We start from the raw sequence: 16,497 nt of genomic DNA, 5'->3' as shown, positions 1-16,497 counted from the left end.
GCAACCGCCGGCATGGACACCCCCGAACGGCTCCTCGGGCTCGATTGCACGGCAACCGGCGAACGGTACGACCCCGGCCACGTCGGCCGGAGCGACGCCGGCGCACCGCTCGATCCCGTCTACGACCTCGACGCCGTCGATCCCGCGGCCCTGCCGGCCGATCCGGGATCGATGTGGGACTACGACGCGCTCCTGCCAGTCGACGCCGGGGACGCCGTCTCGGCCGCCGAGGGAGCGACGCCGCTGCTCGACGCGCCCGACCTCGCCGCGGACCTCGGCGTCGGATCGGTCCGTCTCAAGGACGAGGGCCGGAACCCGACGGGGACGGTCCTCGACCGGGGGCTCTCGGTCGCGGTGACGATGGCCGACCGGCGGGGGGCGGACCTGCTGGCGCTCGCGGCCGCGGGCAACGCCGGCCAGTCCGCCGCGGCCTACGCCGGCCGCGCCGGCATCGACTGTTACGCCTACCTCCCCTCGCGGGCCCCCTTCCCGAACAAGGCGATGGTGAACGTCCACGGTGCGGACATGCGCGTGACCGGCGGGCGCTACTCCGACGCGCTCGCCGCCCTCCACGACGACCTGGCCCGCGAGTGGTACTCGCTCCAGGAGTTCACGACGCCGTACCGCCACGACGGCTACCGGACGCTGGCCTACGAAGTGGCCGGCGCGCGCGACTGGACGGCACCCGACGCCGTCGTCGTCGGCGTCGGCACCGGCGAGACGTTGGTGGGGATCGAACGCGGCTTCCGCGACCTCGTCGCCCTCGGCTTGACCGACCGAGTGCCCCGAATCCACGCCGTCCAGGCCGAGGGCTGTGCGCCCCTCGTCGACGCCCACGACGACGACGGCGGGATCAGTGCGGTCGAGTATCCCGACACCATCTGCGGCGAACTCGAAATCCCCGAGCCCGCCGGCGGCGCCCTCGCCCTCGACGCCCTCGCCGCGAGCGGCGGCGAGGCAGTCGCCGTCGCCGACGAGGACCTCCTGGAGAGCGCGGTGGCGCTGACACAGCGACTCGGGACCGAAGTGGGCGCGACGGGCGGCGCCGCGGCCGCCGGCGCTTGGGCGCTCGCCGAGCGGGGGGAACTCGACGACGACGGGACGGTGGTGCTTGTCAACGCCGACGCCGGCGTGAAGACGGCCGACCTGCTCCGGAGCCACCTGATGGGCCAGGGCGTCTGAGAGTTCCCACCCGCCCACTCCGATATTCGGCGCAACAGGTTTATAGATTAGACGCGTCTAAATCGGGCCGAGTAGATGTTGAGCGACGTCATGGAAGACTATCTCAAGGCGATCTATCGGCTCCAGTCGGAGGGGGGGACGCCGGTCGCCACCTCCGCCATCGCCGACGAGGTCGGCAAGACGGCGCCGACCGTGACCAGCATGGTCGAGAAGCTCGCCGAGCGGGACCTGCTGGAACGCGAGAAGTACAAGGGCGTCGAACTGACCCCCGAGGGCGAGACGGTCGCTCTGGAGGTGATCCGTCACCACCGGCTGCTCGAAGCCTACCTCGCCGAGCACCTCGATTACTCGTGGACGGACGTCCACGCGGAGGCGGACGCGCTCGAACACCACATCTCCGAGGAGTTCGAGCGCCGGGTCGCCGAGGCGCTCGGCGATCCGGAGGTCGACCCGCACGGCGATCCGATCCCCGGGGCGGACCTGCATCCGCTCGACGGCGACGAGACCACGCCCCTGACCGACCACGACCCGGGCGCGCGGGTGGTCGTCGAGCGGGTCCGTGACCGCGACGAGGCGGAACTCGCCTACCTCGACGACGCGGGCGTCCGCCCGGGGACGGAACTCGAAGTCGTCGACGTCGCCCCCTTCGGTATGGTGACCGTCCGGATCGGCGACGGCGAACAGAGCCTCCCCGAGGGCGTCGCCCGGACCATCCGGGTGCGGCCGGTCGACGCGGACGCCGGCGATGGCTCCGACCGGGACGAACTCGAGGGGGTGAGCGGTGCGTGACGGGCTGGCTGGAGATCCTCACCGTCGCCTTCGTCGCCCAGCTCGTGGTGTTGCCCGGTGAGAAGGTGCAGTTCATCATCGCGGGGCTCTCGACCCGGTACAACCCGCTGGTGGTCGTGAGCGCGGCGGGCGCGGCCTTCGCGGGGTGGACCGCCCTCGAGATCCTGTTCGGCGAGGCGCTCCAGCGCGCCCTGCCGCCGCTCGTGCTCGAGCTCTTCACCGCCGGCCTGTTTCTGGTCTTCGCCGTCCTGCTCTACCGCTCCGCGCCCGAGGGCGGCGACCCCGAGCACGTCGACGCCGCGACGACCGACGGCGGGGTGACCTCGCTGTCGACGGAGTTCGAGCCACGGGTGTTCGGCCGGGAACTGCCCGACGCACTCGGCGGGTTCGTCCCCATCTTCGCGATGATGGCGGTCGGCGAGTTCGGCGACAAGACCCAACTGGTCACCATCGGCCTCGCCGCGCAGTACGGCGCCCACCCGGCCATCTGGGCCGGCGAGATGCTCGCCATCATCCCGGTGAGCCTCGCCAACGCCTTCTTCTTCCACAAGTTCTCCCACCGGCTGGATCTCCGGAAGGCCCACTACTTCTCGGCGGGTCTCTTTGCCTTCTTCGCGGCGGACACCGTCCTGAGCATCGCCACCGGGTTCTCCGTCTGGGAGACGATCGTCGAGGCGGCGTCGACGGCCGTTCTGGCGCTGTTCTGATACGGCCGACAGGAGAAAACGCCAGCGTTTTTCTCGACGCCGCCGAGGCTCGACCCGTGCCGAACCCCCTCCCGTCGCTCCTAGCCGGCGTCGTCTTCGGCCTCGCGCTCGCGGCGCCGCCGGGACCGATGAACGCCGTCATCGCCGAGGAGTCCGTCAACAACGGCTGGGTCGCGGGCGCCCGGACCGGACTGGGCGCGATGACCGCCGACGCCGTCTTCCTCGTCTGCTCGTTGCTCGGCGTCGTCGCCTTCGTCGAGCGGTTCCCCACCGTCCGCGCCGCCATGGTTGGCGTCGGGGGCGTGCTCATGCTCTACTTCGCGTACGGGGCCGCCGCGGACGCCACCGGCGGGGTGGACGCGGTCCCGACCGACGGCGCCGCGACCCGCGCGACCACCGGCTTCCGGAAGGCGTTCGTCCTCGCGCTCACCAACCCCTACCAGATCCTGTTCTGGCTGACCATCGGCGTCGGGCTACTCGAACCCGGCCGGCTGGACGTCTTCGCGTACACGCCATACGTCGGCGGGGACCTCACGGGCCTGCTCGTGGTGCGGACCGGGAGCCCGGCGCTCATCGTCGGCTTCTTCCTCGGGATCACCGTCTGGATCACGGGCTTTCCCGCCGCGCTCCGGGCGGCCCAGCGGCGGGTCGACGCCTTCGCCCCGGTCGTCGCCGGCGCCAGCGCCCTCGTCCTCGCCGGGTTCGGCGTGGTCTTCCTCGTCGACGCCGTCCGGACGCTCGCGTAGGACTCACCCCGCCGGGGACTCGTCGCCGTATCTCGCGAACTCCACCAGGTTGTCGTCCGGATCACGGACGTACACCGACGTGAGCGTCCCGACGGCCCCCGTCCGTTCGACCGGGCCCGCGACGATGTCGATCCCCCGGTCGCGCAGCTGTTCGATCACCGTCGGGATGGGCGTCTCCGTCAGGAGACAGAAGTCGCCGGCTCCGGGCGTCGGCGCCGCGGCCACGTGGGCGACGTCGTTGTCGACGGGGTGGAGGTTGATCTTCTGTGCGCCGAACCGCACCGCCTTCCGGCCGTCACCGAAGGTTCGGACCTCGGCGCCCAGATCCGCGTAGAACTCGCAGGTCCGTTCGACGTCCTCGACGGTGAGGACGAAGTGATCGATCCCGGTCAGCGTCGGCCGGTCGTCGGATTGGCGTGCCATGGGCCCCCTCCCGACGCCAGCGGCATAACTGTCGCGCGCCGCCGGACCAAGCGTATTAGTCGCCCGCCTCCCGAGGGGAGGCATGGATCCGGATCGCTCCGCCCTCGATGCGGCCCTCGGCGACTGCGACGGCTACCTCGTCGACGCCGACGGCGCCGACTCGACCCAGCGGTATCTCTCGGGCTTCGACGCGCCCGACCCCTTCGTCACCTGCTACACCCCCGACGGCGTCCACCTCCTCGTCTCGGGGCTGGAGTACGGTCGCGCCCGGACCGACGCCCGGGCCGACACCGTCTCGCGGCTCTCGGCGTACGACTACCGCGACCGGGTGAGCGAGGTCGGTCCCGTCGCCGGCCGGGCCGCCGTGGTGGCCGACTTCCTCGCCGACAGGGACGTGGCGTCGGTGACCGTCCCCGCGCGCTTCCCGCTCGGCACCGCCGACGGCCTGCGCGAGGCCGGCGTGACCGTTCGCGTCGACGACGACGACGCGGTGACCCGCATCCGCGCCGTCAAGACCGACGCCGAACTCGACCACGTCCGCCGGGCCCAGCGGGCGAACGAGCGGGCGATGGCGACCGCCGAGTCGCTGATCGAGTCGGCGACGGTCGTCGACGGCGTCCTCCACCGCGACGGCGACCCGCTGACCAGCGAGGCCGTCCGCCGGGCCATCGAGCGGACGCTGCTCGACGAGGGCTGTGCACTCGACGAAACCATCGTCGCCTGCGGGGCCGACGCGGCCGACCCACACGAGCGGGGGTCCGGCCCGCTGCGCGCCGACGAACCCATCGTCGTCGACATCTTCCCCCGGGACAAGGAGACGCGCTATCACGCCGACATGACGCGGACGTTCCTGCGGGGCGAGCCGGACCCCCGGCTCCGGGAGTGGTTCGCGTTGACCGACGAGGCCCGGCGGGCGGCGCTCGACGCCGTCGAACCCGGCGTCACGGGCGAGGCGGTCCACGACGCCGCCTGCGAGGTCTACGAGGCGGCCGACGTCCCGACGCTCCGGACCGACCCGTCGACCGAAACGGGGTTCATTCACAGCACCGGCCACGGCGTCGGCCTCGACGTCCACGAACTGCCGCGGATCGCCCCCGACGGCGACGAACTCGAACCGGGGAACGTGATCACGATCGAACCGGGGCTGTACGACCCACAGGTGGGCGGCGTCCGCATCGAGGACCTCGTCGTGGTCACCGCGGACGGCGCCGAGAACCTGACGGAGTACCCGGTCGAACTGATCGTCTGATCGCAAAGCACTTCCTTGCGGTGGATCCAGAGCCCGTGTGAACTGGCGGTACCGCCACACGGTTCTCGCGCTCTGTACGCTCGCGTTCACGTCGACGATGCTGGCGCGACTGGTCATCAGCCCGGTCGTCCCGGACGTGACCGGCCACTTCGGCGTCTCGACCGGAGCGGTCGGGCTCGCGCTCTCGGGGATGTGGGCCGCCTACGCACTCACCCAGTTCCCGTCGGGGGTTCTCGGCGACCGCTTCGGCGAGCGACGGGTGATCCTCGCCGCCGTGGGCATCACCGCCGCGGCCAGTCTGTCGCTCTCCCTCTCGCCCACCTTCGCCGTCTTCGCCGTCCTGACCGTCGTTCTCGGCGCCGGTGCCGGCCTCCACTACAGCGTCGCCACCACCCTGCTCACCAAGGAGTTCGACGACATCGGCCGGGCCATCGGCGTCCACGTCGCCGGTGGGCCGCTAGCGGGGCTGATCGCGCCCGTTGTCGCCACCGCCGTCGCCGTCCGCTTCGGCTGGCGGGCCGCCATCGCCGTCGGCGCCGCCGTTGCCCTCCCCGCGTTCGTGGCCTTCGCCTGGCGGGTCGAGCGGACGACGCCCGACCACCCCGACGAGCCGATGCGCGACCGGATGGCGGTCCGCCCGTTGCTCGAGTTGCTCTCCCGCCCGTCCATCGCGTTCACGACGCTCGTGGCCGGCATCGGCGCCTTCTCCTGGCAGGCGACCGCCTCCTTTCTCCCCACCTTCCTCGTCGCCTTTCGGAGCCTCCCCGAGACGACCGCCGGCCTGCTCTTCTCGGCGTACTTCGTCGTCAACGGGCTGGCCCAGCCGACGACCGGGTGGGTGTCCGACCGGATCGGCCGCGACGGCGCCGCGGCGGTGACGATGGCCCTCGGCGTCGTCGGGTACGCTCTGCTCGTCGCCGGGCCGCGGGTCGCGCTCCTCCCCGCCGTCGTCTGTGTCGGCGTCGCGATGACGTGGGGGGCGCCCCTCCAGTCCCGCTTCTTCGACAAGTTCGAGGCCGACGAGCGCGGCGCCGCCTTCGGCCTCGTCCGCACCGCGTACATGGTGATCGGGTCGACCGGGAGCGTCGTCGTCGGCGTCCTCTCGGACGTGAGCGGGTGGGCGGCCGCCTACGGCCTGCTCGTGGGCGTGACGGGGGTGGCGCTCGTGGCCCTGCTGGCCAACCGGGCGTTCCGGCTGGGACTGTGAGCCCTCCCCGCGACCGCCCGCACCGAACCCCTTTTGATCGGTGAGGAGGAAGCACGGCGCATGGAGCTGTTGGTGGTCGGCGCGGGCGAGATGGGCCGCTGGGTCGCCCGGACCGTCGACCGACCCGTCGCCCTCGCCGACGTCGACGCCGCGGCCGCGGAGCGGGCCGCCGCGACCCTCGGCTCGGACGTTCGGGCGGTGTCGACCGACACGACCGAAACGTTCGCGGCCGTCTGTCTGGCCGTCCCCATCTCCGCCGTCGACGCGGCCGTCGAGCGGTACGCCCCCCGCGCCGAGCGCGCGATGTGTGACGTCACCGGCGTGATGGCCACACCGGTGACGGCGATGCGGGTGGCCCTGCCCGACCGCGAGCGCGTGTCGATGCATCCGCTCTTCGCCGCGTCGAACGCGCCCGGGAACGTGGCCGTCGTCGCCGACGCCCCCGGTCCCGTGACCGACGCCATCCGGGCCGACGTCGCCGCCGCCGGCAACCACACCTTCGAGACGACCGTCGAGGAACACGACGCCGCCATGGAGACGGTTCAGGCGGGGGCCCACACCGCCGTCCTCGCGTACGCCCTCGCCGCGGCCGACGTCCGCGAGGAGTTCGCGACGCCCGTCTCCGCGGCGATGGACGACCTCGTGGCGACGGTGACCGGCGGCACCCCCCACGTCTACCGCGAGATCCAGGAGACGTTCGACGGCGCCGACGCCGTCGCGGCGGCCGCCCGGCGGGTCGCGGACGCCGAGGGCGAGGCGTTCGAGGACCTCTACCGCGAGGCCGGCGAATGATCGACCGCGAGGCCGTCCGCTCGAACGCGAAGTACCTCCGACAGGTGCGGCCGATCGATCCCGACGAGATCGCCGACTACGTCGACGGCCGACCGCATCCGGCGGCCGTCCGCCGGGTGCTCCGGGAGGAGGCCTACGACCTCGGCCTGTTCGAGCGCGAGGACGGCACCTTCGTCCCCGCGTCCGAGGACCCCGTCCCGGCGACCGACCGGGCGCCGACCCACCTCCCCGACCGGTACGTCGAGACCGTCGAGGACCTGCTGGTCGCCCGTTACGGCGCGAACTGGCACCGTGGCGGGACCGGTGACCGCCTGCGGGAGGTGATCCGGCGGCTGAAGGACGACTACTACCGCGGGAACCCCGTCGAGTACGACGCGGAGGTCGCGCTCGGCTACGCCCTCTATCACCTCCCCGACTACTACGCCGCCGTCGGCTACCCCCTCGGCGACCTGGTCGAGCGGTCGCTGCTCCCGCGTCGCCTCCGCGTCCTCGACGTCGGCGCGGGGGTCGGCGGCCCGGCGCTCGGCCTCCTCGATTACCTCCCCGACGACGCCGTCGTGGACTACCACGCCGTCGAGCCGAGCGCCGCGGCCGACGTCCTCGATACCCTGCTCGACGGAACCCGGCGCAACGTCCGGACGACGATCCACCGCGACCGGATCGAGGACTTCGCGTTCGGGGACGCCCCCTACGACCTGATCCTCGCGGCGAACGTCCTGAGTGAACTCGACGACCCGGTCGCCGCCGTCGACCGCTGTCTGGCGGCCCTCGCCGACGACGGCACCCTCCTCGCGCTCTCGCCGGCCGACCTCGAAACCAGCACGGGCCTCCGACGGGTCGAACGCGCCGTCGCCGACGACGGGGCCACGACCGTCTACGCCCCCACCCTTCGGCTGTGGCCCGGCGCCGCCCCCTCCGACCGCGGCTGGTCGTTCGACGAGCGACCGCTGGTCGGGGCGCCCCGGCCACAGCGTCGCCTCGACGACGCCGGCACGGATCCCGGCACGTTCACCAACGAGACGGTGAAGTTCTCCTATACGCTCCTCCGGCGGGACGGGACGCGCCGGGTGGACGTCCGTGCCGACGCCGCCCGCCACGCCCGGATGGCCGACATGGAACGCCACGTCACCGAGCGGATCGACCTGCTGGCGGTGAAGCTCAGCCGGAACCTCGCCGACGACGGCAACCCCCTGTTCAAGATCGGGGACGGGAGCGAGCGCCTCGAACACTACGCGGTGTTGACGCGCGAGTCGGGGCTGAACCGTCCGCTCCGGGACGCCGACTACGGGGCCGTCCTCCGGTTCGAGAACGCCCTCGCGCTCTGGAACGACGACGAGGGGGCGTACAACCTCGTCGTCGACGACGAGGCGGTCGTCGACCCGGTGGCGTAGGGTTCGATTCGCCGTGCCGCCCTCGCCCGCCGCCTGGGCCGGAGCGCCTAACTCGGCGGCTCCCCCAGGGGAGGGCATGGACGAGCCACACGTTCTCCTGACGAACGACGACGGCATCGACTCCGTGGGGTTCCGGGCGCTCTACGATGCGCTCTCGACGTTCGCCGAGGTGACGGCCGTCGCCCCGAATGGCGACCAGAGCGCGGTCGGACGAGCCATGTCGCGGGAGGTCGACGTCGAGACACACGACCTCGGCTACGCCATCCACGGGACGCCCGCGGACTGCACCGTCGTCGGCCTGGAGGCGCTCTGTCCCGACGTGGACATGGTGATCGCTGGCTGTAACCGCGGAGCCAACCTCGGCGCGTACGTCCTCGGACGCTCGGGCACCGTCAGCGCCGCCGTCGAGGCCGCCTTCTTCGACGTGCCCGCCCTCGCCGTCTCGCTGTACGTCCCCGGCGCGGACGGCGAGTGGCAACACGCCGCCGACGAGACGCGGGACTACCGCAACGCCACCGAGGTGACGACGTACCTCGTCGACCACGCCCTCGGCGCCGGCGTCTTCGAACAGGCCGACTACCTGAACGTCAACGTGCCCATCCACGAACCCGGCGACGACCTCGCACCCATCGAGATCACCGAACCGTCGAGGCTCTACGACATGCGCGCCGAACGCGACGGCGACCGGATCAGCCTCACCGACAACGTCTGGGCGCGGATGCACGAGGGGACCCTCCCCGATCCCCAGGGGACCGACCGCCGGGCCATCGTCGAGGGCCGGGTCAGCGTCTCGCCCCTCACGGCGCCACACACCTCCGAGCACCACGAGGCGCTCGACGCCCTCGCGGAGACCTACCGGTAACTCCTTTGCTCGACCGCTCGCAACCGACGGGCGATGGATGACGCCTTCGTCGACCTCCTGAACCGGAACCTGGAGCACGCCGCGGCGTTCGCGGATCGGTTCGACGACGTTCAGGACGTCCAGCGCCCGCCGGTCGTCACCGTCTGCTGTTCCGACTCCCGGGTCCTCCAGGACCACATCTGGGGGAACGACCGACCGGGCCACCTCTTTACCTGTGGCAACATCGGCAACCGCGTCGTCGAGCGCACCGACGCGGGCGAAGTGGTCTCGGGCGACGTGCTCTACCCGATCGCACACACGGGGACCGAAACCGTCGTCGTCGTGGGACACACGGGCTGTGGGGCCGTGACCGCGGCCTACGACGATCTGACCGACGGCGTCGACGAACCGCCGGGGATCGCGCGCTGTCTCGACCTGCTGGAGCCACATCTGGAGGCGGGCATCGACGCGCTCCCCGACGACCTGGGTCGGGCGGCCGCCATCGACCGCCTCGTCGAGTACAACGTCGACCGGCAGGTCGACGTCCTCGTCCGGAGCGCCGACGTCCCGGCCGCCGTCGACGTGCTCGGCGTCGTCTACGACTTCCGGGACGTCTACGCCGGCCGGCGGGGCGAGGTCCACGTGATCAACGTCGACGGCGAGCGTGACCCCGCGGCGCTGCGGGCGGCCCATCCCGCCATCGAGGAACGGATCGCGCGGCTGTGGACCTATTGAACGCGACCCGTCGCGGCGCGCTCGGGACAAGCGCCGCCCCGGCCGTCGCAGTGGTCGTCCTACCGGCTCTCGCGCTGCTCCACCTTGTTCAGCTCGATCAACAGCCGGAAGATGGCCTTCACGAGGTTCGCGTCGACGTCGAAGTGTTCGGCGTTCTCGCCCGCCCGCTCCATCACGCGGGCCTCCTGTGACTCGTCGGTCGTCGGGAGGTCCCGCTCCTCTTTCACCTCGGCGACCGTGCCCGCGACGTAGGTCCGGCGGGCGATGAGTTCGACGAGTTCGCGGTCGATCCCCTCGATCTCCTCGCGGAGTTCCGCGAGGGACATCTCCTCGGTCGCGTCGTTCATTCGATCACCCGTGCGCCGTCCGTTCGTGTCGTCGTCATCCATGTGTCTCCGGTCCGTTGATTCCAGCGTTCGCACACCTGTTCCAGTTCCTCGCGGTCGCCCACGGCGACGACGCTCGGTCCCGTCCCCGAGAGCGAGACGCCCGCGGCGTGGGGCATCGCCTCGACCGCCGGTTCGGTCGGGAACTCGAGGGCGGCCGAGAACGCGAGTCCGTTGACGGTCATCGCCGCGCCGTAGCGCCCGTCGAGCGCCAGGTCGGCGACGAGGCGGGCCATCGGCGCCACCCGCGCGCACCGCTCCACGTCGGCGTCGGCCGAGAAGGCCCGCGCCGCCGGCGTCCACACGAGGACGTCCCACTCGACGGCCTCGCGGGCGAGCAGGTCGTCCGCGTCGTTGTCGGTGACGGTGACGCCGCCGAGCATGCTCGCGCTCGCGTCGTCGAACGCGCCGGTGACGGTGACGCCGGCGTCGCGGGCGGCCTCGACGCCGATCCGACAGGCCGCCTCGCGGTCGAGCGGGGCGTCCGTCGCGTCCGCCGCGGACCGTGGCTCCGCGCCTCCCGCGGACCGTGACTCCGCGCCTCCCGCGGACCGTGGCTCCGCGCCTCCCGCGGACCGTGGCTCCGCGCCTCCCGCGGACCGTGGCTCCGCGCCCTCCACCGGCACGTCGAGCGCCGACAGCGTCGCGAGCACCGTCGCGTTCGCGGCGGCGCTCGAACTCTTCAGCCCCGCGGCCATCGGCACCTCGCTCTCGGTGCGGACGTGACCGCCCTCGCCGTCGCCGAACCGCTCGACGACGCGCTCGACGGCGCGGCGGATCAGACGGGTGTCGGCGTCCGGTACCCCCGCAATCTCGCCGTCGACGGTCCCGGAGTCGTCGAGTTCGACCCGGGCGGTCGTCTCCGCGTCGATGGCGAAGGCCGATCCCATCCCCGTCGACAGGGCGTTCAGGATCGTCCCCGCCCCGAGTGCGGCGGCCTCGCCGTACATACCGAAGCCCCCGCGGAGCGGACAGTTATGTGTGCCGGTCTCACCGGACGAACCGACATCCCAGCAGTCCCGCCACCCCGCCCGTGGCCGCCGTGGCGACCCCCGCGAGCAGGAGCGGGCCGACGGCGCCCGCGAGCGGGTACGTCTGGTCGGTTCCGGGCCCCGAGACGAGGGCGACCCCCGCGAGGCCCGCCCCGGCCAGCACGAAGAAGCCGACGAGCGAGCCGCCGGCGGCGACGGCGCCGGCCGTGCCGTCGTCGACGAACCGCGATCCGGAGAGCAGTCCGACCGTCGCGGCCAGGACCGGCCCGGCGAAAAAACAGCGTCACCGTGGTCTGCAGGGCCGAGAGCGCCACGAAGACGGGGCCGAACGTCTCCGGGGCGTTGCCGGTCGCCCCCGTGACGAACTGGGTCCGCGCCCAGTCGGTGCCGACGAAGCCGACGACGCCGAGGGCGACGCCGACGGCGGCGAAAGCGGTGACGATCAGGGCGATCTGTCGGCGCGCGACGGGGCGGGTCGACTGCCGGGACACGTCAGGGTCTCCACAGCCACAGCCTGTCCAGCGGCTCGGTCCAGTCGACGCGCTCCTCCCACGCCACCTCGGAGGGCGCGGCGACGAGGACGAACGGCCCCGCCCTGATCAGGAAGGCGTAGGTCACGTCACCGTCGGCCTCGTAGTACACCCGATCCCACCGATCCCGGCCGAACGAGTAGCTCCCCTCGCGACTGACCGCGGTGTCGTAGAGGCGCTCGGCGGCCTCCCCGGCCGCTGCCACGTCCTCGTACCGTTGGACGAACAGGGACGTGTGATCGTAGTCGAGGGGCTCGAGGTCGGTCGGTTGCTCCGCCTCGTCCGGGACGGCGTAGCTCACCACGTACGCGAACCCGGTGCGACCGGTCGCCTCGCCCACCGATCCGAACTGCGTCCGCTGGCGGGCCAGCAGCTCCGCCCCCTCGTTCGTATCGTTCGCGTCGTCGTCGCCGAAGGGGTCGCGTTCGACGTACCGTGGGCCGCCGTAGGCGTACCCCGCGTATCCCGACGAGTGGTAGACCTCGAACAGGCCCGGATCCGCCTCGTCGTCGTCCGTCTCGTCCTCGCCGTCCTCCTCGTCAGGCGTGTCGTCGTGGAGGTGTCGGTAGAGCCGCGCGTCGACCTGCCGGTCCGAGAGGACGCGGCGGACGAACAGGTCGCTTCGGATCCCCCTGAGGTAGTCGTAGAGCCGTTCGAGTTCCACGTCGACCCGGTCGAGATCCCCCCGGGCCCCGAACCGGCGGATCGTCTCGACGTGGGCGTCGACCTCGTCGCGCATCTGTCCGGGGAGACCGAAATGTCCCCCGAGTTCCGCCTCCGCGGTCGCGACGGCCCGGTCGGTCGCCCGCCGGACGAGTTCGAGGTTGCCGGCATCGAACTCCGAGGAGTCCCGGACCCGCTGGACGGTCGCCATCGCGTTGCCGAGGACGCGCCGATAGGTTTCGATCGCGTCGTCGTACTCGGTCGCGAACCACTCGATCTCCCCGTACGCCCGTTCGACTTCGGTCGCGAGCTGCCGGTTCGGAACCGACGGCTCGGTCTGCTGTGCCGGCTCGTCTCCGTCGTCGGTCGCCGGGCCAGCCGTCTCGGCGTCGACCAGCGCCTCGTCGACCGCGGTTTCGGTCCCGGCGGCCGTCTCGGGGTAGTCGACGTTCGATCGTCCGGCGGACAGACAGCCGCCGAGCCCGACCGCCGTCCCGGCCAGCAGCGCCCGCCGAGTCCACTCCATGACCGCGACAAGGGAGCCCCCCGGTAAATAATGTCCGGCCCCGGTATCGAACGTGAGAGCGGCCCGGCCCAGCCGACAGACTCAACGGGGATCGGTGCCGACCGCGAGCCATGGGTACGCCACTGGCGTCGCGCGAGGCGCAGGCCACCGAGGTGGTCGACCGACTCTCCGCGGAGTATCCCGACGCGACCATCTCGCTGAACTACACGAACCGGTTGGAGTTGCTCGTCGCCGTCGTCCTGTCGGCGCAGTGTACCGACGAGCGGGTCAACGAGGTGACGGCCGACCTCTTCGAGACGTACACCGACGCGGCGGACTACGCCGCGGCCGACGAGGACGAACTCGCCGACGACATCTACGGCATCACCTTCCACAACAACAAGGCGGGCTATCTGAAGTCCATGGGCGAGACGCTCGTCGCGGAACACGACGGCGAGGTACCGGACACGATGGCCGAACTCACCGACCTCTCGGGTGTCGGGCGCAAGACGGCGAACGTCGTCCTCCAACACGGTCACGACGTCGTGGAGGGAATCGTCGTCGACACGCACGTCCAGCGGCTCTCCCGACGGCTCGGCCTGACGACCGAGGAGACGCCGGAACGGATCGAGGCGGACCTGATGGACCTGGTGCCCGAGTCGGACTGGCAGCAGTTGACACACCTGCTCATCAGCCACGGGCGGGCGACCTGTGACGCACGGAACCCGGACTGCGAGGACTGCGTCCTCGAGGACGTCTGTCCGTCCTCGAAGTTGGATTCGGACGTCGACCTCGCGAGCGGCGAGGCGTGGTAGCGTAACGTCCGCGTCTCACACGCTACAGGACGTGCAACTGGAAATACCGGAGGACGCCGACGAGATAGGCTCCGAGCCAGAAGAGGACGTAGCCGAAGACGCCGACGCGGAGGCGCCCGCGCCACGCGCTCATGTTCTCGTGGAGGTCGTTCAGATCGACGTCCTGGTCGGGGTCGCGATAGAGATCGGCCGCGTATTTCGCCTGAAAGATGCGGACGATACCCGTCATCGCGAACGCGAGCATCGCGTAGGCCTGGAGGCCGAGGACCGCGTGGAGGACCGCCAGCCCGCCGAACTGGTCCATCAGCCGCGGCGCCATCCAGCCGACCACGGGCACCGTCGTCAACACCAGCCCGACCGAGATGTACTTCAGGTGCCTCGTCAACACGCTCCACGTCACCGTGTCGTTGTCCAACACGATCCACGCGCCGTAGAGGTAGAAGGGGAGGCTCGCGGTCACGGCGAGGCCGGCGAGGGTCGCCACCGTCGCGTCGCGTACCATCGTCGACCGTTGGGATGGGGTGGTTAAAACGGACCCGGCTCGGGGGAGAGGTCGGAAAGCGTATGTCACTCGGGACCCAATGCGAACCGATGGCTGAACCGTCACCGTCGTCGACCGACGGGTCCGACGACGCACCCGAGGACGTGCCGGCCACGGCCGACTCCGGCGGGGACGACCCGACGGCGGGGGATACGGACGTCGAGGCTCTCCGCCGCGAGGTCGAAGAGAAGTACGACTTCGAGGACTTCGGCCCCAGCGACATGGCGAAGATGAGCGCCGAGGAGTGGGAGGCGGCGTTCGATCCCGAGACGTGGATCGTCGGCGCGGAACTGCTCGACCGGGTGGAGGCTGACCTCAAGAGCCGGATCGCCACCCGCGAGGTGTTCGCCGTCCTCGAACGCTACGAGGACGAGGGCGAGGAGCGACTGGTCGCCTACTCCGACGAGGGGTACGCCATCGTCGGCCCCGACGGGAGCGTCGAGGGACGGGGGACGGTCCTCCGGGACGTGAAACCGACGGTGGCGCTGTGTTCGATGGACTCCTACGAGGTGCCCGACGCTCCCGACGACGTCTCCCTGCCAGCCCCCGACGACGTACCGGAAGGGACGGGCCAACTGGGGAACAACCTCCTCCAGGTGGTCGCGCTCGCCCAACTGCTGACGGGGATCGGACTGATCGGCGCCTGGCTGTTCACCGACGCCGTCCCCGCGCCGGGCGGGTACGTCAACCTCGTGCCGCCGCTCATGGGGCTGATCTTCGTCGGCATCGGCGTCTTCCTCTTTGCGGTCGTCGCCAATGCCCGGCTCTCGGATCGCTTCCGGGCCGAGGAGTTCCGCGACCGGCTGCGTGCGACCGGCGTCGACGACGGCGACCGCCCCGATTTCCTCCCGCCGCTGGAGGGGTCGGAGACGGCGCCGTCGCGGGGGTCGACCGCCGGCGACGAGGCCGGCGAGTCCGGCTGACGACCACTGGGGAGTCGGTGGGTTTAAGCGCGTTCCATCCTCAGTTTCGACCGTATGAAGAGGCGGGATTTCCTGAGAGTGGCCGGTGGGTCCGCCGCCGCCGGAACGGCCGCCGCGACGGCGACGCCAGCCGCCGCACAGGCGTCGTTCGACGGGTGGATGAGCGACGTGGGCAACTACAGCGAGGTGGCCGACGCGACCGGCCAGGACGAGGTGACGATCACCGTCGGCGCCCAGGGCAACGGCGGGAACTTCGGGTTCGACCCCGCGGCCGTTCAGGTCGACCCCGGGACGACCGTCGTCTGGGAGTGGAACGGCGAGGGCGGTCAGCACAACGTCGTCGCCGAGGAGGGCGGCGACTTCGAGAGCGAGCTCACCGCCGAAGCCGGCTTCACCTTCGAACAGACCTTCGAGGAGGCGACAGTCGCCAAGTACTACTGCCAGCCCCACCGCGGCCTCGGCATGAAAGGCGTCGTCGTCGTCGGCGAGATGCCCGGTGGCGGTGGCGGCGGTGGCGGCGAAGGCGGCGGCGAGGGCAGCGGCGAGGTCGACCTCCACACCCTCGGCGTCCCGATTCAGGCCCACTGGGTGGGCGGCGCGACGATGCTCGGCATCATCGTCTCGCTCGTGTTCACCTTCTACGTCCTGAAGTACGGCGAGTCGCCGAACACCGGAACCGGGAGGGGAGAGTAGATGTCGTCCAGCGGCAGTACCTACGGCGACATCCACCGGTACGAACCGGCCCGGGAGAGCACGGCCGCGGCCATCGCCATCGTCCTCCTGACGGTCATCGAGGTGGTGTTCGTGTTCATGTTCGCCTACGGCCTCGTGAGCGGGTGGGGCCTGACCGAGACGGGCAACATGTTCCTCGGCGCCATCCTAGCCGTCATCTTCGTCGACCTCGCGTTCATCCTCGCGCTGTACCGTAAGGAGTTCCTCCCCGACGTCGTCATCGTCAAGAAGCGACGCCGGAAGTGGGAGGACCTCTACATCCGCGAGGAGGACGTCGACGGGGAGGCCCTCGGCGACGGCGCGTGGGACACCGTCAAACGCGCAGTGTACCCCTACTACAAGCGATAA

The 16,497-nt window shown here is 71.3% G+C and carries 20 protein-coding genes; 14 read left to right on the top strand and 6 right to left on the bottom strand.

Translation table 11 applies throughout. The features are described 5' to 3' along the window. The first annotated feature begins 12 nt into the window (after positions 1-12). From EI982_RS07325 to EI982_RS07310, 4 genes are all read left to right on the top strand, one after another. On the top strand, positions 13-1,182 hold the full coding sequence (locus EI982_RS07325) for a pyridoxal-phosphate dependent enzyme (RefSeq protein ID WP_157688925.1): 1,170 nt from the start codon (positions 13-15) through the stop codon (positions 1,180-1,182). 75 nt (positions 1,183-1,257) lie between these two features. After that, positions 1,258-1,971: a metal-dependent transcriptional regulator gene (locus EI982_RS07320; RefSeq protein ID WP_157688923.1), complete on the top strand. Its 714-nt coding sequence runs from the start codon at positions 1,258-1,260 to the stop codon at positions 1,969-1,971. Then, positions 1,968-2,678 (top strand): TMEM165/GDT1 family protein, encoded by a 711-nt coding sequence (locus EI982_RS07315; RefSeq protein WP_157688921.1) that lies wholly within the window; start codon positions 1,968-1,970, stop codon positions 2,676-2,678. The genes EI982_RS07320 and EI982_RS07315 overlap by 4 nt, the downstream gene beginning before the upstream one ends. Before the next feature lie 128 nt (positions 2,679-2,806). Continuing rightward, positions 2,807-3,424, top strand: a complete 618-nt coding sequence (locus EI982_RS07310; RefSeq protein ID WP_233255344.1) for a LysE family translocator — start codon at positions 2,807-2,809, stop codon at positions 3,422-3,424. A 3-nt stretch (positions 3,425-3,427) separates the two neighbouring features. On the opposite strand, the gene EI982_RS07305 is transcribed toward EI982_RS07310, so the two are convergent. Further along, positions 3,428-3,847, bottom strand: coding sequence for a VOC family protein (locus EI982_RS07305; RefSeq protein ID WP_157688917.1), 420 nt, complete (start codon positions 3,845-3,847; stop codon positions 3,428-3,430). A gap of 82 nt (positions 3,848-3,929) precedes the next feature. Here EI982_RS07305 and EI982_RS07300 point away from each other — a divergent pair, with 82 nt between their 5' ends. From EI982_RS07300 to EI982_RS07275, 6 genes are all read left to right on the top strand, one after another. Further along, positions 3,930-5,096 carry a M24 family metallopeptidase gene (locus EI982_RS07300; RefSeq protein WP_157688915.1) on the top strand — a complete coding sequence of 389 codons (1,167 nt, stop codon included), beginning with the start codon at positions 3,930-3,932 and terminating at the stop codon, positions 5,094-5,096. A gap of 37 nt (positions 5,097-5,133) precedes the next feature. Beyond that, the gene (locus tag EI982_RS07295) at positions 5,134-6,303 is read left to right on the top strand and encodes an MFS transporter (RefSeq protein ID WP_157688913.1); all 1,170 of its coding nucleotides are present in this window, start codon (positions 5,134-5,136) and stop codon (positions 6,301-6,303) included. A gap of 60 nt (positions 6,304-6,363) precedes the next feature. Beyond that, entirely contained in the window at positions 6,364-7,095 is a 732-nt protein-coding gene (locus EI982_RS07290; RefSeq protein ID WP_157688911.1) for a prephenate dehydrogenase/arogenate dehydrogenase family protein, read from the top strand. After that, positions 7,092-8,486 (top strand): small ribosomal subunit Rsm22 family protein, encoded by a 1,395-nt coding sequence (locus tag EI982_RS07285; RefSeq protein WP_157688909.1) that lies wholly within the window; start codon positions 7,092-7,094, stop codon positions 8,484-8,486. Before EI982_RS07290 ends, EI982_RS07285 begins: the two co-directional genes overlap by 4 nt. A 76-nt stretch (positions 8,487-8,562) precedes the next feature. After that, positions 8,563-9,348 (top strand): 5'/3'-nucleotidase SurE, encoded by a 786-nt coding sequence (surE, locus tag EI982_RS07280; RefSeq protein WP_157688907.1) that lies wholly within the window; start codon positions 8,563-8,565, stop codon positions 9,346-9,348. A 33-nt stretch (positions 9,349-9,381) separates the two neighbouring features. Then, entirely contained in the window at positions 9,382-10,062 is a 681-nt protein-coding gene (locus EI982_RS07275) for a carbonic anhydrase (protein WP_157688905.1), read from the top strand. Between the two features lie 59 nt (positions 10,063-10,121). On the opposite strand, the gene EI982_RS07270 is transcribed toward EI982_RS07275, so the two are convergent. The 4 genes from EI982_RS07270 to EI982_RS07255 form a co-directional block, all read right to left on the bottom strand. Next, a complete protein-coding gene (locus EI982_RS07270) occupies positions 10,122-10,409 on the bottom strand; it encodes a chorismate mutase (RefSeq protein ID WP_157688903.1) in 288 nt (95 codons plus the stop codon). Continuing rightward, positions 10,406-11,398: a shikimate kinase gene (locus EI982_RS07265; RefSeq protein WP_157688901.1), complete on the bottom strand. Its 993-nt coding sequence runs from the start codon at positions 11,396-11,398 to the stop codon at positions 10,406-10,408. The genes EI982_RS07270 and EI982_RS07265 overlap by 4 nt, the downstream gene beginning before the upstream one ends. A gap of 40 nt (positions 11,399-11,438) precedes the next feature. Beyond that, entirely contained in the window at positions 11,439-11,603 is a 165-nt protein-coding gene (locus EI982_RS07260; protein ID WP_157688899.1) for a hypothetical protein, read from the bottom strand. A 329-nt stretch (positions 11,604-11,932) separates the two neighbouring features. Continuing rightward, positions 11,933-13,159, bottom strand: a complete 1,227-nt coding sequence (locus EI982_RS07255) for a hypothetical protein (protein ID WP_157688897.1) — start codon at positions 13,157-13,159, stop codon at positions 11,933-11,935. A gap of 110 nt (positions 13,160-13,269) precedes the next feature. Between EI982_RS07255 and nth the strand changes: the two genes are divergently transcribed. Beyond that, the gene (gene nth / locus EI982_RS07250; protein WP_157688895.1) at positions 13,270-13,953 is read left to right on the top strand and encodes an endonuclease III; all 684 of its coding nucleotides are present in this window, start codon (positions 13,270-13,272) and stop codon (positions 13,951-13,953) included. Positions 13,954-13,975: 22 nt separating this feature from the next. On the opposite strand, the gene EI982_RS07245 is transcribed toward nth, so the two are convergent. Continuing rightward, positions 13,976-14,455, bottom strand: coding sequence for a DUF7321 family protein (locus EI982_RS07245; RefSeq protein WP_157688893.1), 480 nt, complete (start codon positions 14,453-14,455; stop codon positions 13,976-13,978). 89 nt (positions 14,456-14,544) lie between these two features. On the opposite strand from EI982_RS07245, the gene EI982_RS07240 reads away from it, so the two are divergent. Genes EI982_RS07240 through EI982_RS07230 form a run of 3 tightly spaced genes read left to right on the top strand, consistent with a single transcriptional unit; the run spans position 14,545 to position 16,497 of the window. Next, positions 14,545-15,417: a DUF7319 domain-containing protein gene (locus EI982_RS07240; RefSeq protein ID WP_157688891.1), complete on the top strand. Its 873-nt coding sequence runs from the start codon at positions 14,545-14,547 to the stop codon at positions 15,415-15,417. Positions 15,418-15,471: 54 nt separating this feature from the next. After that, on the top strand, positions 15,472-16,110 hold the full coding sequence (locus EI982_RS07235) for a halocyanin domain-containing protein (protein ID WP_157688889.1): 639 nt from the start codon (positions 15,472-15,474) through the stop codon (positions 16,108-16,110). Next, the gene (locus tag EI982_RS07230; protein ID WP_157688887.1) at positions 16,111-16,497 is read left to right on the top strand and encodes a DUF7318 family protein; all 387 of its coding nucleotides are present in this window, start codon (positions 16,111-16,113) and stop codon (positions 16,495-16,497) included.

Source organism: Haloplanus salinarum (genome assembly GCF_009762275.1).
Lineage (GTDB): Archaea > Halobacteriota > Halobacteria > Halobacteriales > Haloferacaceae > Haloplanus > Haloplanus salinarum.
This window is presented reverse-complemented; position numbering and strand designations above follow the sequence as displayed.